Source organism: Cellulomonas denverensis, from assembly GCF_012396125.1.
Lineage (GTDB): Bacteria > Actinomycetota > Actinomycetes > Actinomycetales > Cellulomonadaceae > Cellulomonas > Cellulomonas denverensis.
The window spans coordinates 136,934-156,697 of the sequence record NZ_JAAXOX010000003.1; the positions used below are offsets into that span (position 1 = coordinate 136,934).

The window sequence follows — 19,764 nt, forward strand, 5'->3', positions numbered from 1 at the left end:
TCAGCCGCAGACCGCGGTGACGTCGTTCGCGGTGAACGTCTCCTTGCCGGCCTCGCGGGTCTGCTGCGGCGCCGGGGTGCTCGGGTCGGCGGTCGGCGTGTCGGCCGGGGCAGCGGGGTCGGTGGTCCCGGCGTCGCCGGTGGTGTCGCCGGTGTCCGCGGTCGCGTCGTCCGCCTCCAGGCCGGTGGTCATCGGCCGGTCGTTGGCGATGTTGTCCCAGATGGTGTCCGCGTCACTGGTCCACACCACGCGGTTGGGGTCGCTCGGCGCCGCAGCGAACGGAATCGTCATGAAGGAGATGTTGTCACTGCTGATGCCGCGCAGGCTGTAGGCGAGGGCGGCCATGTCGGAGATCGAGGAGAATCCGCTGTCCACCGACAGGGAGGCGGTCGCCTGGTCCAGGAACCGGATCAGCTGGGTCACGTCGGTGAGCAGGTTCTTGGTCAGCAGCTCACGCATCACCGCGGCCAGCAGTTCCTGCTGGCGGCCGAGCCGGTTGGTGTCCGAACCGTCGCCGACCCCGACGCCGGTGCGGGCCCGGGCGAAGGCGAGTGCCTGGGTGCCGTCCAGCCGCTGGTTGCCGGCGCTCAGGTACAGGCCAGCCTTCGGGGCGGACATGTCGTTCGGGATGCACATCTCCACGCCACCGATGGCGTCGATCATGTTCGTGAACCCGGCGAAGTCCACCACCACGAAGTGGTTGATCGGCACCCCGGTGTTGGTCTGCACGGTGTTCCAGGTGCAGGCCGCCGCGGAGGCGATGTCGCCACCGTTGTCCGCGCCGATCGAGAACGCGGAGTTGAACATCGCGTTCGACTGGGCGCGGGTGGTGCTGCCGTCGCTCATCGTGCAGGACGGGATGTCGACCAGGGAGTCGCGGGGGATCGAGATCAGCTCCACCCGGGTCCGGTCGGCGGAGATGTGCGCCACGATCGAGGTGTCCGAGCGCATGCCGTCGGCGAACCCACCGATCGCCTCGTTCTCCCCGTCGCGCTCGTCCGAGCCCAGCAGCAGGAGGTTCACCGGCTGGCCGGCATTCGGGTCCGCCGGGCTGTCATCGGTCTTCGTGGGCTGCGGCAGCGTGGTGACCAGGTCGCCCACGTCCGAGCTGGCGATGTTCCCGTTGAACTGCTGGTAGAGCGCGGCCGCGCCGGAGATCCCGAAGGCCATCAGCCCGACCGCGGTCAGTGCGACGCCGCGCAGCACGTGGTGGCTGCGCCGGAACCGGCCGTGGCGGACGGCGCGCGGGCGTGCGGGCAGGGCGTGGCGATTTGTCACGCGGATGAGCATAGAAGGCCCGGCGGGTCCGGCGCGGGGACCGCCCGGGCGAAGGTCGTGAAGGGCGTGTGCAGACCAGGGCCGCTGCTCAGCAGGAGAACGTGGTGGTGTCCCCGGCGGTGAACGGCTCGGCGCCAGCGTCCCGGGTGGCCGGCCCGGACGGTGTGCCGGCGTCCGGATCGCCGCCGGCCGGGTCGCTGGGAGCGGTGCTCGGGGTACCGGTGTCGTCGGCGGTGCCCGCCAGCATCGGCCGGTCGGCGGCGAGGTTGGCCCACAGGATGTCGGCCTTCTCGGTCCACACCACCCGGGCCTTGTTCTGCGGGGCCAGCGTCCACGGCACGGTGGTGAACGTGACGTCCTCGGCGCCCAGCCCGCGCAGACTGGTGGCGAGGCCGGCCAGGTTCGGCAGCGAGGTCAGCCGCTCGGACATGCTGAGCGCGGAGGTCGCCGCCCGGCCGAAGGACAGCAGCTGACCGGCGTCGGAGAGCACGTCCTTGCCGAGCAGCTCGTCGAAGACCGCCGCCAGCATCTGCTGCTGCCGGCCCACCCGGGAGGTGTCCGATCCGTCGCCCACGTTGTACCGCGCCCGGGCGAAGGCGAGCGCGGTGCGACCGTCCAGGGTCTGGTCGCCGGCCGCCAGCGACAGTCCGGCCTTCGGGGAGTCCACCGGCTCGGACAGGCACATCCGCACCCCGCCGAGCGCGTCGATCATCTGGACGAAGCCGTTCATGTCCACCACCACCGAATCGGTGACCCGCAGCCCGGTGTTCTGCTGGACCGTGTTGATCGTGCAGGCCACCGCGGACTCCAGGTCGCCACCCTGGTCGGCGCCGATGGCGTAGGCCTCGTTGAACATCGTCTGGGACCGGGCCGCCGAGGTGCTGCCGTCGGTCATGGTGCAGGACGGGATCTCGACCAGGGAGTCACGGGGGATCGACACCAGCTCCGCGCGGCTCCGGTCGGCCGCGATGTGCAGCAGGATCGCGGTGTCCGATCGCATGCCCTCCGCCTCGCCGCCCAGGTCCCGGTTCGCCCCGCTCCGGTCGTCGGACCCCAGCACCAGGATGTTCAGCGCGCTGCCCGCCATCGCGTCCACCGGCTCGTCGTCGCCCTCGATCGGCTGCACCAGGGCGTCGACGTCCCCGATCCGGTCGATCCCGGAGTCCAGCACCCCGACATACGCCGCCGCCGCGCTGACCGTGGCGAGCAGCACCGTGGTCACCCCCAGCGCGACGCCACGCAGCACCCGGCGGCGGGTGGGGCGGGCGTGCCGGATGGCCGGGCTGGGACGACGACGGTGCTGGGCGATCACCTCTCGACCGTAGAGCCGGTGCGTCGCCCGCCGGGTGGGGAACCGTCGAGACCTGGTGAAGGGATGTTCACATGCCACAGGGCCGCCCCCGCCGGAGCGGGAACGGCCCTGTGCGAGCGGGTCAGCGACCCAGCTGGCTGTACTTCGCCTCGGTGGCGTCCTTCTGCGGCCGCCACCAGGCCTCGTTCGCCCGGTACCAGTCCACCGTGGCCGCCAGGCCGTCCCGGAACGTGGTGTAGCGCGGCTCCCAGCCCAGCTCGGTGCGCAGCTTGGTGGCGTCGATCGCGTAGCGCAGGTCGTGGCCCGGCCGGTCCGAGACCAGGTCGTAGGCGCTCGGGTCCTGGCCCATCAGCTCCAGGATCAGCTCGATGACGGTCTTGTTGTTCTCCTCGCCGTCGGCGCCGATCAGGTAGGTCTCACCCAGGCGGCCCTGGGTGATGATGTCCCAGACCGCGGAGTTGTGGTCCTCCACGTGGATCCAGTCCCGGACGTTCTCCCCGGTGCCGTACAGCTTCGGCCGGACACCGTCGATCACGTTGGTGATCTGCCGCGGGATGAACTTCTCCACGTGCTGGTACGGGCCGTAGTTGTTCGAGCAGTTCGACAGCGTCGCCCGCACCCCGAAGGACCGTGCCCAGGCCCGGACCAGCAGGTCGGAGGACGCCTTGGTCGAGGAGTAGGGGCTGGACGGGTTGTACGGGGTGTCCGGGGTGAACTTGGCCGGGTCGTCCAGCTCCAGGTCGCCGTACACCTCGTCGGTGGAGATGTGGTGGTAGCGCACGTCGTGCCGGCGCACCGCCTCCAGCAGGGTGTACGTACCGATCACGTTGGTGTGCACGAACGGCCACGGGTCGTGCAGCGAGTTGTCGTTGTGCGACTCGGCGGCGAAGTGGACCACAACGTCCGCGTTCTTCACCAGGTCGTCCACGATGTCGTGGTCGGTGATCGACCCCTTCGCGAAGGTGATCCGGTCCCACACCGGCGCCAGGCTCTTCTCGTCGCCGGCGTAGGTCAGGGCATCGAGGACCGTGACCTCGACCTCGGGGTGCTCGCGCACCACCTGGTGCACGAAGTTGGAACCGATGAAGCCGGCTCCGCCGGTGACGAGCATGCGCACGGGTGTGTCCTCCTGTAGCGATGGGCACCTCAGCCTAGCGCGAGGAGGATCGGACGTCCGGCGTGTCACGGCCGGTAGCATCGGGGCGCACCGCTGCCAGCTCAGCCGCGATCCGAGGAGAGCGATTCGTGTCCAACTACCAGACGACACTGGACACCAGCGTCCCCAACAACAGTCACACGATCATCGTCGGCCTGGTGCCGGAGGGCGCCACCGTGCTGGATGTGGGATGCGCGTCGGGGTACCTGGGGCGGGGGCTGCAGCAGCTGCGCGGTTGCCGGGTGAGTGGGGTCGAGATCGATCCCGAGGATGCGGAGAAGGCGCGCGCCGACCTCGACCGGGTCGAGGTCGCGAACCTCAACGACACGCTGCTGGACGACCTCTTCGATCCCGGTAGCTTCGACGTGGTGGTCTTCGGCGACGTGCTGGAGCACGTGCTGGACCCGGCGCGGGCGGTGCGCTCCGCGACGCGCCTGCTGCGCCCCGGCGGCCGGATCGTCATCTCGGTGCCGAACGTCGCGCACGGTTCGGTCCGGCTGGCGCTGCTGCAGGGCCGCTGGGACTACCGCGACACCGGCCTGCTCGACCGCACCCACGTGTCCTTCTTCACCTACGAGTCACTGATCGCGATGCTGCACGGTGCGGGCCTGGCGATCACCGAGCTGCGGGCCACCGTCTTCGACGCGCTGAGCACCGAGGTGGAGGTGGACGCGCAGGCGCTGCCGGTGCCGGTGGTGGACTGGGTGCGCTCGCAGCCGTACTCCGAGGTGTACCAGTTCGTGCTTTCCGCCTCGCCCGCCGCCGAGGTGGACGGCCCCGAGGTCACCGAGGTGGTCCCGGCAGAGCTGCTGGCCCCGGCCGATGACGAGCACACCGCCCGGGCCCAGGAGCAGCGGATTGCCCTGGAGGCCGTGGCCGACCCGCAGTCCGCGGCCGCGACCATCCTGCGGATGCGGCACGAAGCGCTGATCGCCCGCGACCACGCCAAGGGCCAGGAGGCCGAGCTCGGGGTGCTGCGGGCACAAGTCGCCCAGGAGAAGGCGATCGCCGGGTTCCTGCACGTCGAACTGCGCAAGTCGCACGAGGACTCCCAGCACGCCCACGCGGAGCTGGCCAAGAGCATCGCGCATGGCCAGCGCCTGCAGCACTCGCTGGACGGGGGCATCCCGTCCCGGGTCCGCGCGGTGGCGGCGCCCTTCGCACGCAGCGCCCGCAACGTGGTCCGCCGGGCTCGGGAGCGCTGAGGTGACCGACTCCGCCGCTCCGTTCTTCTCCATCGTCACCCCGGTCTACGAACCGCCGCTGGACGTCCTGGAGGAGATGATCGACTCGGTGCTCGGGCAGACCGACGCCGACCTCGAACTGATCATGGTCGACGACCTCTCGCCCTCGCAGGGAGTACGCGACGTGCTGCGCCGTGCCGCCGCGCGCGACGGCCGGGTGGTGGTGGTCGAGCGCGAGAAGAACGGCGGGATCGTCGCCGCCTCGAACGACGGCATCGACCGTGCGCGGGGCGAGTTCATCGTCCTTGTTGACCACGACGACCTCATCACGCCCGACGCCCTGGCGGAGATGCGCACCGCGATCGCCGAGCACCCGGACGCCGACTACCTCTACTCGGACGAGGACAAGGTCGACGACCAGGGCCGGCACTACGACGCCTTCCGCAAGCCGGATTGGTCGCCGGAGCGGCTGCGCAGCCAGATGTACACCAGCCACCTGTCCGTCATGCGCACCTCGGTGGTGCGCGAGGTCGGCGGGTTCCGGGACGGCTACGACGGCTCACAGGACCACGACCTGGCGTTGCGGGTGAGCGAGAAGGCCCGGCAGGTCCACCACATCCGCAAGATCCTGTACCACTGGCGGGTGGTGCCCGGCTCCGCCGCCGGCGACCCCGACGCCAAGCCCTACGCTCGGGAGGCCGGCCGCCGCGCGGTGGACGACCACCTCAAGCGGCTCGGCCTGGACGCTGAGGCGGTGCAGGGTCCGTGGCCCGGCACCTACAAGGTGATCCGGCGCCCCGACCCCGACACCACCGTCAGCTTCGTCATCCCGACCCGGGGGGGTTCCGGCCTGGTCTGGGGCGAGCGGCGGGTGTTCGTGGTCGAGGCGGTCCGGTCGGTGCTGGCGAAGGCGAAGCACCCGCACCTGGAGATCGTCGTCGTCTACGACACTCCCACCCCGCCGGAGGTGCTGGAGGAACTGCGCCGGATCGCCGGGGACCGGCTGGTCCTGATCGAGTACGACCGGCCTTTCAACTTCTCGGCCAAGTGCAACGTGGGCTTCCTGCACGCCACGGGCGACGTGATCGTCTTCCTCAACGACGACATCGAGGTGCGCTCGGACGACTTCCTGCGACCGCTGATCGCGCCGCTGGTCGAGGAGGACGTCGCGGCGGTCGGCGCCCACCTGTCCTACGAGGACGACACGCTGCAGCACGCCGGGCACATCTACCACGACGGCCAGGCCGAGCACGTGTTCAAGGGGAGCCGTCCCGGCGATGTCGGGCCGTTCACCGCGCTGGTGGTCGCCCACGAGGTCTCCGGGCTGACCGCCGCGTGCGTGGCGGTGCGGCGCGAGGTGGTGGAGGAGGTCGGCGGCTTCGCGGAGTCGCTGCCGGTGAACTTCAACGACGTCGACTTCTCGCTCAAGCTCCGGGCCACCGGCCGCCGGCTGGTCTGGTTGCCGGAGGTGAAGATGTACCACTTCGAGTCCCGAACCCGGGTGGCCGTGGTGCATCACTGGGAGTACGAGAAGCTGACCGCCCGCTGGTCGCTCGACGGGGACGACCCCTACCTGCCGGGCATCGGATGACCGGGACGGGGCCAGAACACCGATGACGCATCTGCAGCCACAGCTCCGCCCTGCCCCGGGGCGGAGCCGGGTTGCGCACGCCCTGGGGGGGCGCTGGACGACCGGCATCCTGCTCGCGTTCTTCGCGCTCCAGGCCTCCTTCCTCGCCGTGCTGTTCCGGCAGTCGATCTACGACGAGAGCTACCACCTGCGGGCGATCGACTTCTTCTCCCGGCAGTGGACGCCCTTCGTCGACCAGAGCGCCGACGTGGGGGGCGTGGGGGACCTCGAGCGCTACGGGTCCTACCTCTACCACTATCTGATGGCCGTTCCCTGGCGGCTGACCTCCGGGCTCGCCGATGACCACCGCCTGATCGTGCTCCGGCTGATCACGGTCGGCATCGTGGTGGGCGCGCTCGCGGTAGCGCACGGCCTGGCCCGGGACCTGGGCCTGTCCCCGGTGGCCGCCAACGTCGTGCTGTTCCTGCTGGCCGCGACGCCGTTGCTGGTGTTCGTCGGCGCCACTGTCAACTACGACAACCTGCTGCTGCTGTTCGTCCTGCTGATGATGCGGGCCGCGGTCCGGCTGCTCACGGCACCGCGCCTCGACCCCGGGGGCTGGCTCCGGCTGCTGACCTGGGCCTCGCTGGCCGCGGTCACCAAGTACGTGGCACTGCCGCTGATCGCGGTGATCGGGCTGGCGGTGCTGCTGCGGCAGTTCCTCGTCTTCCGGCGGACCCGGGGGATCCCAGGTCCGGGGCAGACCACGCCCTGGTACCGGCGGCCACGACGGGTGCTAGCCGTGGCCGCGACGGTGGTGTCGGTCGGGCTCTTTGCCGAGCGCTATCTGGTGAACGTGCTCCGGTTCCGGTCGTTGCAGCCCGACTGCGCGGTGATCCACTCCGCGAGCAGTTGTGCCACCTTCGCCCCCTGGCAGCGGAACGCCGAACTGGACGCGGCCTTCGCCGACCTGCCGATCGGGATCGGCACCCTGACCGACTACATCGGGCACAGCTGGATCCCGCTGATGCTCCGGTACACCACCCTCTACGGCGTGATCGGCACCGACGGCGAGCCGCTGAACAGCCTCGGCCCGAACATCGGCGGGTCGGTGGTGGTGGTGCTGACCATCGCCGTTCTGGTGCTGCTGGTGCTGGGCGCGGCCCGGATCCTGCGGGACTGGCGTGCGGCCACCCTGCTGCTGGCCTGCGCCGGCTACCTCGGTGCGCTCTTCGCCGAGAACTACACCGCGTACCTCGCCCTCGGACAGCCGCTGGGCATCCAGGGCCGGTACCTGTTGCCGGTGCTCCCGGTGGTCTTCGCGCTGGCCGTCGGCACCGCCCACCGGATCCTGGTGGCCGACGGTGCGGCCGGACGCCGGGTCGGCTGGGCCGCGCTGGCCGCCCTGCTGCTGGCGACGACCCAGGGGGGCGGCGTGATCGGCCCGGTGGCCGGCAGTGACCGCACATGGCTGCGCGAGACCGGCGGTGCCGGCGTCTACGACGTACTGCACGACCTGACCCAGGGGATCGTCGTCCCCGACCACCTCGTGCCCGATCCCCGGAGGCCCGGAACGTGACCGACAGCAACGACCTTCCCGTCCAGGACCGCACCGGGCGGGGGCGCCGCCTGCTGACCGTGCTGGGCTGGATCGGGGCGGTGCTGGGCCTGGGCTCGCTCGGCGCCGCATGGTCCTTCGCCTCGCCGGTGGGCGCCAGCGCGGACGAGCCTGCCCACCTGGTCTACGCGTACGGGGTGGCGACCGGGCAGGTGCTCCCGGGACAGGAGACGATGTGGTCCGAGGCCGACGCCAGCGGTGAGCAGGGCGCCGGCCCGGCCCGGCTCCGGGTGACCGTGCCCGAGGCGCTGATGGACCTCGAGTTCGTCGACTGCTACATCACCAACTCGGCGGACACCCCGTCCTGTGGGCCGCGGGAGTTCCCGCCCGACTGGTACGACGCGGACGGCAATATCAGCACCCGGACGTACATGACCCGCTACTCGCCGGTGTACTACTGGCCGGTCGGGATGACCATGCGGGCGGCGCTGGAGTTCGGGGCCTCCGGCGAGTGGGCGCTCGGCCTGGCCCGGCTGGTGTCGACGGCCTGGAGCGTGGGCCTGCTCAGCATCGCCTTCGCGGTGCTGCGCCGCCGGTTCCGCGCCGCGGGGCTGGTCGCGGTGGGCGCTGCGGTCCTGATCCCCTCCGCGTGGTCGCTGATGACCTCGATCAACCCCAACGGCTTCGAGATCGCGTCGGCGATCCTGCTCGCGGCCTGCGTCGCAGCGGTTCGCCATGACCGCCAGGCCCGGGACCGGGTCGGCGTCTGGCTGCAGGTCCTCCTGGTGCTGGCCGCGTTCATGCTGGCCTGGTCCCGACCGCTGAGTTTCGTCTGGGCAGGGGCGCTGCTGCTGATCCTGCTTCTCCCGGTCCGCGGGCGGCGGTGGAGCGTGTCCGGTCTGTCCTGGTGGACGGTCGGTGGTGCCGCGGCGGTGGTGCTCGGCGGCTTCGGCTGGATGCTGTGGTCCATCCAACTGCGCAGTGACACCCAGGCCGACGCCGACGTCTGGGCGGCCAGTTCGCCCGGCCTGCGGATCGTCGCGATCCTGCTGCGGTTCGGAGACATGGCCACGGATTCGCTGGCCGCGATGGGCTGGCGGGAGTACAACCTGCCGATGCTCACGGTGGTGCTCTCCCTGGTGGTGCCCGCCGCCGTGCTCGGTGCCCTGGCCGCCGGTGCCCGGCGGCCCGCGGTGCGCCCCTGGGCGGCGGCGGGCTTCCTCACCCTGACCCTGCTGGCCATCGTCCTGCACACCTTCGTCACCGGTTTCGGATGGCAGGGGCGCTACATCCTGGCGCTGTTCGCGGCGGCGGTGGTGTTGCTGACGCCGGCCCTCCAGGGACAGGCGCTCAGCGCCCGGCAGCGGCGACGGGCGGGTCTGGTCGCGTTGGCCTCGGCGACGCTGGTGATGGCTGTGTCCCTGACCCTGGTGCTCTGGCGCTACATCTACGGCACCGCTCCGGTTTTCATGCGCTTCCCGGATCTGCCGTACCCACACCGGGCCGAGCAGTGGACGCCGCTGGTCGGTCAGGCCGGGGTGTTCGTGCTGGCGGGGATCGGATTGGTGCTGGTCGCCGTCGCCGCGGTCGGGTCGCTGGTGCGGGACGGCGGGGCACCGGTCCCGGGCACCGGCGAGCCGGCCCTGGTGGGGCCCGCTCCCGGCCCGAACCCGCCGGAGGACGACGGGGCGGAGCAGGTGCCGGCAGCGGACCCTGCCGTCGTCGCGGCCTCCGTTCCGGGGGCGACACAGCGGCCCAGCCGCCGCGACCTGCGCGAGAGCTGACCCGGCGAACGGGCCCCCTCCGCGGAATGGGGCCCGTTCGCGCGCGGATCAGCGGGTGGAGAAGTCGGCCTCCATGGCCAGCGGCCCAAGGGACTGCGGCGTCCCCTCGACCAGGAAGTGCGCCGCCTCGGGCACGCTGTGCACCTCGGAGCCCTCGGCGGTGAGCAGCGAGGCCTGCACGGTGTACTCGCCCTCGCCCAGCTTCAGGTCGGAGAGCCGGAACTGGTACCGGCCGGTGCCGGTCAGCGCCGACATGGTGCGGCCGAGCATCCGGGTGCTGGTCCGGGACAGCACCGTGCCCAGCGGGGTGGCGACGCCGACGCCGATCTCCCAGTCGTCGGGCAGTGTCGAGTCGGCCTGGATCTCCATCGCCACGTTCAGGCCCTCACCGTCACGCAGGGTGGGGTTGCCGACCTCCCCGGAGTCCGAGTGCAGGGCGATCCCGGTGAACCGCGCGCGGGGGAGCCGCGCAGAGGCGTCGAGGGCGGCCTGCTTCTTCTCGATCTCCTCCTGGCGGGTGGCCTCGAAGTCGGCACGCAGCGCCTTGAGCGCCTCACGCGGCGTCCCGTCCGCGACCAGGTTGCCCTTCTCCAGCACCAGCGCGCGGTCGCAGAACTCGGCGACCTGATCCAGCCCGTGGGTGACCAGCACGATCGTGCGTCCCTCACGCTGGAACTCCCGGATCCGCTCCAGGCACTTGCGCTGGAAGGGCTCGTCGCCGACGGCGAGCACCTCGTCCACCAGCAGGATGTCCGGGTCCACGTGCACCGCCACCGCGAAGGCGAGTCGGACGTACATGCCCGAGGAGTAGAACTTCACCTGGGTGTCGATGAAGGGCTCGATGCCGGAGAAGTCCACGATCGCGTCGAAGTGGCGATCGGTCTCCTCCCTCGACAGCCCGAGGATGGACGCGTTCAGGTAGACGTTCTCCCGGCCGGTCAGATCCGGGTGGAAGCCGGCGCCGAGCTCGAGCAGGGCCGCCAGCCGCCCCCGCAACCGGACCTGGCCGCTGGTCGGCTGGATGATGCCGCCGATGGTCTTGAGCAGCGTGCTCTTGCCGGAGCCGTTCGGCCCGATCAGGCCGACAGTGGTCCCCGACTCGATCTGGGCGCTGACGTCGCGCAGCGCCCAGAAGTCCTCCTTGTGCAGGTTGGACCGGCCGAAGTTGACGAGGCGCTCCTTGAGGGACTTCTCCTTGCGGATGACGAATCGCTTCGAGACCTGCTCGATGTCGATGACGGTGGTGGCCATCACAGCTCCTGGGCGAAGTTGCTCTGGAGCCGCGCGAAGGTGCGCTGGCACAGCCAGAGGAGGATCAGTCCGATCGCGAGGGCGATGCCGAGCCGGCCGGCCAGGTTGCCCGGCACCAGCTCTCCGTCGCCGGACACCCAGAATGCGCGCTGGAAGCCCATCACGGCCAGGGTCATCGGATTGGCAAGGTAGACGTCCGCCAGGGTGCCGCTGACGTGGTCGGCGACCTGCTTCCAGGCGTAGACGATCGGCGAGGCCCAGAACAGGATCATGATGATGACGTCGACCAGGTACTGCACGTCGCGCAGGTAGACGTTGACCGCCGAGAGCAGCAGGGCCAGCGCCGTGGCGTAGACCAGGATCACCGCCAGCGAGAGCGGGAAGTACAGCCAGCGCTCACCGGTGGGGAACCTGCCCACCGCGATCGTCGCCGACAGCAGGATCACCATCTGGATCGCGAAGTTGAACAGCGAGGAGCCGACCACGCTGAGCGGGAAGACCTCCCGTGGCAGGTAGACCTTCTTGATCAGCCCGGAGTTCGCCACGATGGACCCGGTGCCGCTGAGCACGGTCTCGCTGAACAGGCCCCAGGCGGTGAGCCCGGTGTAGATGAAGATCGCGAAGTCCGGGACGTCGCGGGCTGCGCCAAGGAACTTGCCGAGGGCGATGTAGTAGATCAGCAGCATCGCCAGGGGCCGGGCCAGGCTCCAGACGAAGCCGAGGGCGCTGTCCTTGTACCGTGCCTTCAGCTCGCGGCGTACCAGCGAACCGAGCAGTTCGCGGTGGGCGGCGATGTCCTTGAGCGACGACAGCGTGCCCCGGGCGAAGCCGGGACGAGGTCCTGCGATGCGCAGCGGCTCCTGGGCGAGCGCGGCTGCGCGCGCCGTAGCGGTGTCCGTCATGAGGCCTCTCGTCTGATCCAGCCCGGGGTGCCGGGCATCGCGCGGGTCCCCACAGTACTCGCGGGATGTGGAGGGCCCGTGCAGGTCCACCCAGGGACCTCCGCGCTGCACCGGTGGTGCCCGTCGGGTGCGGGTAAGGTGACGCGTTGCCCGGGCCCCGCCGCAAGCCCGGTAGTGCCGCCGGACAGCTGGAGGAATTCGTGAGCCCGAGCGAGACGCGCCCCGGCGTTGTGTCGGTCATTCTGGTCAACTACCGCGGAGCGGACGACACGATCGTCTGCCTGCAGGAGTTCGACAAGGTCGACTGGCCGTCGGACCGACTCGAACTCATCGTGGTGGAGAACGACTCCGGTGACGGCAGCGCCGAGCGGATCCGCGCCGCCGTCCCCCGGGCGAAGGTGATCGAGGCCGGAGCGAACCTGGGCTTCGCGGGCGGCTGCAACGCCGGGGTGGCGGCCGCCACCGGCGAGTGGGTGGCCTTCCTCAACAATGATGCTCGCCCCGGCTCTCAGTGGATCTCCGCCGCGGTGGAGGCGATGCAGTCCGACCTGACGATCGGCGCGGTGGCCAGCAAGGTCCTGGACTGGGACGGCAAGCTGGTCGACTTCGTCGACGGTTCGCTGACCTGGTACGGCGCCGGCTACAAGCGCGAGGCGGAGAAGCCGGACAGCGCCGAGTACGACGTGCCCAAGGATGTGCTCTTCGGCACCGGGGCCGCGATGTTCGTCCCGACGGCGCTCTACCGCGAGGTGGGCGGCTTCGACGAGCGCTTCTTCATGTTCTACGAGGACGTCGACCTCGGCTGGCGGCTGAACCTGCTCGGCTACCGGGTCCGCTACGTGCCGGAGTCCGTGGCGTTCCACAAGCACCACGTGACGATGAAGAAGTTCGGCAATTTCCGCGAGACCTACCTGCTCGAGCGGAACGCGCTGCTGTCCATGTACAAGAACCTGGACGACGAGTCGCTGGCCAAGGCGCTGCCGGCGGCGATGGCGCTGGCCGTGCGCCGTTCGCTGGCCCGGGCCGGGGTGGACGCGTCGACCCTTGACCTGCAGCGCTCGCCGGGCCAGGACGACGTCGGCACGCTGGAGCTGCCGAAGATGGCGCTGACCGGCGTCTACGCCCTCGACTACTTCGTCGACCAATTCCCGGAGATCGCGCAGGACCGTGCGGCGCTGCAGGCCGCGCGCCGTCGCAGCGACCGCGAGCTGTTCCCGCTGTTCCGGCACGCGGTCGAGGCCGCCTACGCCATCGAGGGTTACAACGACGCACACGACGCCCTGGTCGAGGCCTTCGGGATCGACCGGCACTTCGTCTCCCGGCACCGGGTGCTGGTGGTGACCGGTGAGCCCCTGCTGGAGCGGATGGCCGGCCCGGCGATCCGAGCCTGGGAGATCGCGACCGCGCTGGCACCGGAACACGACGTGCGTCTGGTGTCCACCGCCGGGGCCAAGGTGAGCTCGCCGGACTTCGAGGTGCACCACGCCACCGGGCGCGAGCTGCGGGTGCAGACCGACTGGGCGGACGTCATCGTCTTCCAGGGCTTCCTGCTGGAGGGTGCGCCCTGGCTCAAGGACAGCAGCAAGATCCTGGTGGCCGACGTCTACGACCCGATGCATCTTGAGCAACTGGAGCAGGCCAAGGACCTCGGGGTGGACGGGCGGGCCCGGTCCATCCGGGAGACCACGCGGGTGCTCAACGAGCAGCTCCGCCGGGCGGACTACGTCTTGTGCGCCTCGGAAAAGCAGCGCGACTTCTGGCTCGGGCAGCTGGCCGGCCAGGGCCGGGTGAACGCCGCGGTCTACGACGAGGACGGCTCTCTGGACTCGCTGATCGGCGTGGTGCCCTTCGGCATCGCCGACGAGGCGCCGGTGCAGCGCCGGCACGCGATCAAGGGCGAGGTCCCGGGAATCGGCGCCAGCGACAAGGTGATCATCTGGGGCGGAGGCGTCTACAACTGGTTCGACCCGCTGACCCTGGTGCACGCGGTGGACCGCCTCAAGGACCGTCACCCCGACGTCCGGCTCTACTTCATGGGCCTCAAGCACCCCAACCCCGGTGTGCCGGACATGAAGATCGCCTGGGAGCTGCGCCAGCTCTCCGACCGGCTCGGCCTGACCGACCGGCACGTGTTCTTCAACTCCGGCTGGGTGCCCTACGCCGAGCGTGCGGACTACCTGCTGGACGCGGACCTGGGGGTGTCGACCCACTTCCACCACGTCGAGACCGCGTTCAGTTTCCGGACCCGGATCCTGGACTACCTGTGGGCCTCGCTGCCGATCGTCGCCACCGCCGGCGACACCTTCGGCACGCTGATCGGCGAACGTGGCCTGGGCGCGGCGGTTCCGCCGGAGGACGTCGGCGCGTTGGAGGCGGCGCTGGAGACCTACCTCTACGACGACGCGGCTATCGCCGCCGCCCGGGAGAACGTCCGGGCCTTCGCCGAGGACTACCGGTGGTCGCGGGTGCTGCGCCCGCTGGTCGACTTCTGCCGGTTCCCGCGCCGGGCGGCCGACCTGGAGTACGACCTGGAGGAGCCCGCCGCCACCGCCCATCCCTTCGAGCGGCCGCGGGGGCTGCGCGCCGACCTCGCGCTGGCCAAGGACTACCTCGCCGCCGGGGGCGTGCGCGAGGTCGTGCGCCGGGCCGAGGGCCGGGTGCGGCGAATCGCCGGGCGGCCGGCGAAGGCCTGAGCAGCGCAGTGTCCGTCCGGTGAACGGGGGACCGGTAGGCTACCGAGCCGCCGGCACCCTCCAGCCGGGCAGCCGTAGAGGAGCGTCATGAAGGTCTTCGTCCAGATCCCCTGCCTCAACGAGGAGGAGACCCTGCCGTCGGTGCTGGAGAGCATCCCCCGGCAGATCGAGGGGGTCGACGAGCTGGAGATCCTGGTGATCGACGACGGCTCCACCGACCGCACCATCGAGGTCGCCCGCGAGCTCGGGGTCACGCACTTCGTCCGGCACGCCCGGAACATGGGGCTGGCCCGGTCGTTCCGGGACGGGATCGACTACGCGCTCGCGCACGGCGCGGACATCGTGGTGAACACCGACGGCGACAACCAATACCCGCAGAACCGAATCCCGGACCTCGTGCAGCCGATCATCGAACGGACCGCGGACATCGTGATCGCCGACCGGCAGACCGCGACCATCGCGCACTTCAGCCCGTTCAAGAAGATGATGCAGCGGGTCGGCAGTGCGGTGGTGAACAAGGCGGCGGACACCCGGCTGCCGGATGCGGCCAGCGGGTTCCGGGCCTACTCCCGGGCCGCGCTCTACCGGCTGAACGTGGTGACCGAGTTCTCCTACTGCATGGAGACGATCATCCAGGCCGGCCACAAGCGGTTGCGTATCGCCTCAGTGCCGGTGACCACCAACGCCAAGACCCGCGAGTCGCGGCTGTTCACCAACATCTTCCAGCACATGCGCAAGTCCGGTTCGGCGATCATCCGGTCCTACCTGATGTTCAAGCCGACGGTGATCTTCGCCTGGCTGGCCGCGATCTTCGGCGTGCTGGCCCTGATCCCGGCGGTGCGGTTCCTGGTGATCTGGCTGGGCCGCGGGGACAACTCGGGGAACATCCAGTCCCTGATCTTCGCCGCGATCATGGCGGTGGCCGCGTTGTTGTCGGTGGCGCTCGGCGTGATCTCCGACCTGCTGCGCACCAACCGGGTGCTGCTGGAGGAGCAGCTCGAGCGGATCAAGGAAGTGCAGTACCAGCGGTCCGTACGGGACTGAGCGCGGCCCGGCGGTCGCGGCGGGCGCCGGACCAGATCCGGCGCCGCTCGCCGAGGGTGCGGGGCAGCCGGAGCAGGGCGTCCCGCAGTCCCCGGGCCCGCGGGGCCAGTTCGGCCCGGGGACCGCGCACTGCGCATCGGGCGAGTCCGGCGAGCTGGCGCAGCCACGAGGTCAGCACCATGCCTGCCGGGGCGTGCCGGGTGACCACGGTGAGCGAGTTGCGGGTGTTCTGGTACCGGAACAGCGGCGAGGCCGTCCCGGAGCTCGCCGAGTGCAGGTGCTCCACCTCGGCGGCGCGCACGTAGCGGATGTCGTAGCCCGCGGCGCGCAGCTTCCAGGACAGGTCGGTGTCCTCGTAGTAGAGGAACAGGCCGGCGTCGATCCCGCCCACCGACCGGACCGCCGGCCAGGACAGTGCCGCCGCACCGCCGCAGAAGCCGAAGACCTCCGGGTCGGCGTGCTCGGCGTCGTCCGGGGTGAGCCAGTCCCGGTCCCGGCCGGAGCCGTCGGCGGCGACCAGGTTGCCGGTGGAGTTGACCAGCCGGATGCCGTCGGTGGCGGGCTGCCAGGGGGAGCGGCCGTCCGGGGAGTCCGGCACCGGGTGGGCGGTGCGGCGGTAGCGTCCGGCCAGCATGATCCGAGCGGTGGTGGCGGCCAGACTCCCGGGGTCGCGGAGCGGGTCGACCAGGGCGGCCAGCGCGCCGGGCAGCATCCGGGCATCGTTGTTCAGCAGCACCGCGACGTCGCCGTCGAAGTCCCGCAGCCCGCGCTCGACCCCGCCCGCGAAGCCGAGATTGGTCCCGGCCTCGATCACCCGCACCCCCGGGTAGTCGCGGGCCAGCAGCTCCAGGGTGCCGTCGGTGGAGCCGTTGTCCAGCACCACGACCTCGACCTCGGCCTCCGGGACCTCCTGGGACAGCAGCGAGTCCAGGCAGGGTGGCAGCAGTGCCGCGGCCTGCCAGGTGACCACCAGGGCGCGGACCCGGATCACAGCAGCTCCCGGTAGGCCGCCAGGTGCTGTTCGGCGGTCACCGCCCAGCTCGACCCGGCGGCGCGTTCGGTGGCCAGGGCGGACCAGCGGTCGTGTTCGGGTCCGGCCGCGCGGAGCAGGGCGGCGGCCAGCGCCTCGGGATCGCGGGGGTCGACCAGCAGCCCGGCGCCCTCGGTGAACTCGGCCATCGAGGTCCCGGCGGAGGTCACCACGGGCGTGCCGTGTGCCATCGCCTCCAGCACCGGCATCCCGAAGCCCTCCCACAGCGACGGGAAGGCGAACACCCGCGCGGCGGCGTAGGCCACATGCAGCTCGTCCAGCTCCAGCCGGCCCGGCCGGTGCACCCGGTCGCGCAGCGGCCCGGCCAGCCAGCGGTCCAGCTCGGCGCCGGACTCGCCCCAACCGGCCGGCCCGGCCAGCACCAGGTCCAGGTCGCTGTCCGCCGCGACCCGCTCGAAGGCGGCCAGCAGCACCGGCAGGTTCTTCCGGGGCTCGACGGTGCCGCACCAGAACACGTACGGCCGGTCCAGGCCGAGCCGGTCCCGGATCGCGGCGGCGCGCTCCGGGGCGATCTCCGGCACCCGCACCCCGTGCGGGATCACCCGGATCCGGCCGGGGTCGAAGCCCTCGGCCACGCAGTCCTCGGCGGTGGTGCGGGAGGGCACGATCACCAGGTCCGCCTCCCGCCGGGTCAGATCCATCGCGCGGCGGAAGTAGCGGTTGCCGCGCGGGGTGAAGTGCTCCGGCGTGCGCAGGAACGCCAGGTCGTGCACGGTGACCACCAGCGGGCCTCGGCTCGGCGGGACCGCCCAGGTGGTGGCGTGCACCAGGTCCGGGCGGCCGGGCACGTGCGGGCGGCGCAGCCGGTTCCAGGACTCGTACAGCGCCGGGCGGGGGAGAGCCGAGGTCAGGACGGGGATGCCGAGGTCCTGCTCCGGCACCGTGCGATGCCCGCGCGCCGCGACGCCGACCAGCGGGGTCAGTCCGCGCAGTTCGGCGACCAGCTCTCGGATGTAGGTCCCGGAACCGCCCGGGGCCGGCTGCCAGAGCTGCTCGACGGTGAGCGCGACCCGCGGACTCACCCCAGCAGCTCCAGGTCGTGGTCGACCATCGCGGCCACCACCGCGTCGAAGTCCCGGGTGGGCGCCCAGCCGAGCAGCGTCCGGGCCCGGGTCGCGTCACCGACCATCAGGCCGGCATCGGCCGGGCGGACGAAAGCGGGGTCGGTGGCCAGCCGCGACTCTGGGTCGGCGACCCCGGCGCGCCGCAGCGCGCTCAACGCGAAGTCCCGCACCGTGTGCGTGACCCCGGTGGCGACGACGGCGTCGATCGGCTCGTCGTGCCGGGCCAGCCGGATCAAGGCGTCCACGTAGTCCGGAGCCCAGCCCCAGTCGCGCCGGGCCTCCAGATTGCCCAGGGTGAGCATCCCGTCCCCCTCGCGCGCGATCTGCGCGGCCCGCTGGGTGATCTTGCGGGTGACGAAGGTCGGCGGGCGTCGCGGGGACTCGTGGTTGAACAGGATGCCCGCGGAGGCGTGCAGCCCGCGGGCTCGGTAGATCGCGACCATATGGTGGGCGTAAGCCTTCGCCGCGCCGTAGGGATTCACCGGGGCGATCGGGGCGGACTCGTCCTGCGGGGCGGTCGGCGCGTCGCCGAAGATCTCCGCCGAGGAGGCCTGGACGAAGCGGACCGTGTCGCCGTGCGCCTGCTGCACCTGCCAGGCGGCTTCCAACAGGCTGGTCACCGCCACGCCGGACAGCAGCGCGGTCAGCTCCGGCTCCTGCCAGGACACCGCCACCGAGCTGATGCCGGCCAGGTGGTACAGCTCGGTGGGGGCCAGGTCCAGCACCAGCCGACGCAGGGCATCCCGGTCGGCCAGATCGCCGGCGTGCGCATGCACTCCGGCGGGGACGGTGGCTTCGTCGCCGGGGCGCACCAGGCCGTGCACGGTGACGCCCTCGGCGACCAGGCGCTCGGCCAGGTAGGAGCCGTCCTGTCCGGTGACCCCGGTGATCAGGGCGACCGTCATGACATCCGGGCGCGCTGTTCGGCCAGGTCGTTGTCCACCATCATGTCCACCAGCTGGGTGAACCCGACCTGCGGCTCCCAGCCGAGCTGGGTGCGGGCCTTGGTGGAGTCGCCGATCAGCAGGTCGACCTCCGCCGGGCGCATGAACCGCGGGTCCTGGGCGACGTACGGCGACCAGTCGGTGATCCCGACCCGGGCGAAGGCGACATCCAGCAGCTCGCGGATCGAGTGCGTCTCACCGGTGGAGACCACATAGTCGTCCGGGGTGTCCTGCTGCAGCATCCGCCACATCGCGTCGACGTAGTCCCCGGCGAAGCCCCAGTCCCGGCGGGCGTCCAGGTTGCCCAGGGTCAGCGAGTCCTGCAGGCCGAGCGAGATCCGGGCCACCGCCTGGGAGACCTTGCGGGTCACGAACTCCGGGCCCCGGCGGGGCGACTCGTGGTTGAACAGGATCCCGGACGAGGCGTGCATCCCGTAGGACTCGCGGTAGTTGATCGTCATGTAGTGGCCGAAGACCTTGGCCACGCCGTAGGGCGAGCGCGGCCACAACAGCGTGGACTCGCTCTGCGGCACCTGCTGCACCTTGCCGAACATCTCCGAGGAGGACGCCTGGTAGAACCGCACCCGCGACGGGTCGTCACTGGCGTGCAGGCGCACCGCCTCCAGCATGTTCAGCACGCCCTTGCCGGTGACATCCGTGGTGAGCTGCGCGTTCTCCCACGAGTATGCCACGAAGCTGATCGCGCCCAGGTTGTAGACCTCGTCCGGCTCGGACTCGCCGAGCGCACGGAGCAGGCTCGACAGGTCGACCAGGTCCCCGGTGAGCAGCTTCACCTCGGGCACGACCTGGCGGACCAGGTCGATCTTCGGGTTGTTCTGTCCCCGCACCAGGCCGTAGACCTCGTAGCCCTTGCTCAGCAGCAGTTCGCTGAGGTAGAGGCCGTCCTGGCCGGTGATCCCGGTGATGAGTGCGCGTGCCATGGTGTCCTAACTCGGTCTGATCAGGCGGAGGG

The 19,764-nt window shown here is 71.0% G+C and carries 15 protein-coding genes; 6 read left to right on the forward strand and 9 right to left on the reverse strand.

Features of this window, described 5'->3' with window-relative positions:
• The 3 genes from HGA03_RS07455 to rfbB all read right to left on the reverse strand — a co-directional run bounded on the left by HGA03_RS07455 (window position 1) and on the right by rfbB (window position 3,707).
• The gene (locus tag HGA03_RS07455; RefSeq protein WP_239073624.1) at window positions 1-1,278 is read right to left on the reverse strand and encodes an LCP family protein; all 1,278 of its coding nucleotides are present in this window, start codon (window positions 1,276-1,278) and stop codon (window positions 1-3) included.
• A gap of 88 nt (window positions 1,279-1,366) precedes the next feature.
• Window positions 1,367-2,590 carry an LCP family protein gene (locus tag HGA03_RS07460; RefSeq protein ID WP_239073625.1) on the reverse strand — a complete coding sequence of 408 codons (1,224 nt, stop codon included), beginning with the start codon at window positions 2,588-2,590 and terminating at the stop codon, window positions 1,367-1,369.
• A 121-nt stretch (window positions 2,591-2,711) separates the two neighbouring features.
• Window positions 2,712-3,707 (reverse strand): dTDP-glucose 4,6-dehydratase, encoded by a 996-nt coding sequence (gene rfbB, locus HGA03_RS07465; RefSeq protein WP_168629630.1) that lies wholly within the window; start codon window positions 3,705-3,707, stop codon window positions 2,712-2,714.
• Window positions 3,708-3,835: 128 nt separating this feature from the next.
• Between rfbB and HGA03_RS07470 the strand changes: the two genes are divergently transcribed.
• The 4 genes from HGA03_RS07470 to HGA03_RS07485 are packed head-to-tail and all read left to right on the forward strand — an operon-like array spanning window position 3,836 to window position 9,842.
• On the forward strand, window positions 3,836-4,951 hold the full coding sequence (locus tag HGA03_RS07470; RefSeq protein ID WP_168629631.1) for a class I SAM-dependent methyltransferase: 1,116 nt from the start codon (window positions 3,836-3,838) through the stop codon (window positions 4,949-4,951).
• Window position 4,952: 1 nt separating this feature from the next.
• Window positions 4,953-6,521, forward strand: coding sequence for a glycosyltransferase family 2 protein (locus HGA03_RS07475; protein WP_239073626.1), 1,569 nt, complete (start codon window positions 4,953-4,955; stop codon window positions 6,519-6,521).
• A gap of 22 nt (window positions 6,522-6,543) precedes the next feature.
• Window positions 6,544-8,079 carry a glycosyltransferase family protein gene (locus HGA03_RS19300; RefSeq protein ID WP_168629633.1) on the forward strand — a complete coding sequence of 512 codons (1,536 nt, stop codon included), beginning with the start codon at window positions 6,544-6,546 and terminating at the stop codon, window positions 8,077-8,079.
• Window positions 8,076-9,842 carry a DUF2142 domain-containing protein gene (locus HGA03_RS07485; protein WP_168629634.1) on the forward strand — a complete coding sequence of 589 codons (1,767 nt, stop codon included), beginning with the start codon at window positions 8,076-8,078 and terminating at the stop codon, window positions 9,840-9,842. Before HGA03_RS19300 ends, HGA03_RS07485 begins: the two co-directional genes overlap by 4 nt.
• Window positions 9,843-9,890: 48 nt before the next feature.
• On the opposite strand, the gene HGA03_RS07490 is transcribed toward HGA03_RS07485, so the two are convergent.
• Window positions 9,891-11,093 (reverse strand): ABC transporter ATP-binding protein, encoded by a 1,203-nt coding sequence (locus HGA03_RS07490; protein WP_168629635.1) that lies wholly within the window; start codon window positions 11,091-11,093, stop codon window positions 9,891-9,893.
• A complete protein-coding gene (locus HGA03_RS07495; RefSeq protein WP_168629636.1) occupies window positions 11,093-11,995 on the reverse strand; it encodes an ABC transporter permease in 903 nt (300 codons plus the stop codon). The genes HGA03_RS07490 and HGA03_RS07495 overlap by 1 nt, the downstream gene beginning before the upstream one ends.
• A 200-nt stretch (window positions 11,996-12,195) precedes the next feature.
• On the opposite strand from HGA03_RS07495, the gene HGA03_RS07500 reads away from it, so the two are divergent.
• Both HGA03_RS07500 and HGA03_RS07505 read left to right on the forward strand, forming a co-directional pair.
• Window positions 12,196-14,688 carry a glycosyltransferase gene (locus HGA03_RS07500; protein WP_168629637.1) on the forward strand — a complete coding sequence of 831 codons (2,493 nt, stop codon included), beginning with the start codon at window positions 12,196-12,198 and terminating at the stop codon, window positions 14,686-14,688.
• Between the two features lie 87 nt (window positions 14,689-14,775).
• Window positions 14,776-15,732, forward strand: coding sequence for a glycosyltransferase family 2 protein (locus HGA03_RS07505; protein WP_168629638.1), 957 nt, complete (start codon window positions 14,776-14,778; stop codon window positions 15,730-15,732).
• Here the strand turns inward: HGA03_RS07505 and HGA03_RS07510 are convergent.
• From HGA03_RS07510 to HGA03_RS07525, 4 genes are read right to left on the reverse strand one after another with little or no spacing between them, the layout of a single operon-like run.
• Entirely contained in the window at window positions 15,695-16,723 is a 1,029-nt protein-coding gene (locus tag HGA03_RS07510; RefSeq protein ID WP_168629639.1) for a glycosyltransferase family 2 protein, read from the reverse strand. The two genes, HGA03_RS07505 and HGA03_RS07510, sit on opposite strands and share 38 nt — an antisense overlap.
• On the reverse strand, window positions 16,720-17,805 hold the full coding sequence (locus HGA03_RS07515; protein ID WP_168629640.1) for a glycosyltransferase family 4 protein: 1,086 nt from the start codon (window positions 17,803-17,805) through the stop codon (window positions 16,720-16,722). The genes HGA03_RS07510 and HGA03_RS07515 overlap by 4 nt, the downstream gene beginning before the upstream one ends.
• The gene (locus HGA03_RS07520; protein WP_168629641.1) at window positions 17,802-18,752 is read right to left on the reverse strand and encodes a GDP-mannose 4,6-dehydratase; all 951 of its coding nucleotides are present in this window, start codon (window positions 18,750-18,752) and stop codon (window positions 17,802-17,804) included. The genes HGA03_RS07515 and HGA03_RS07520 overlap by 4 nt, the downstream gene beginning before the upstream one ends.
• Window positions 18,749-19,732: a GDP-mannose 4,6-dehydratase gene (locus HGA03_RS07525; RefSeq protein WP_168629642.1), complete on the reverse strand. Its 984-nt coding sequence runs from the start codon at window positions 19,730-19,732 to the stop codon at window positions 18,749-18,751. Before HGA03_RS07525 ends, HGA03_RS07520 begins: the two co-directional genes overlap by 4 nt.
• Between the last annotated feature and the right edge of the window lie 32 nt (window positions 19,733-19,764).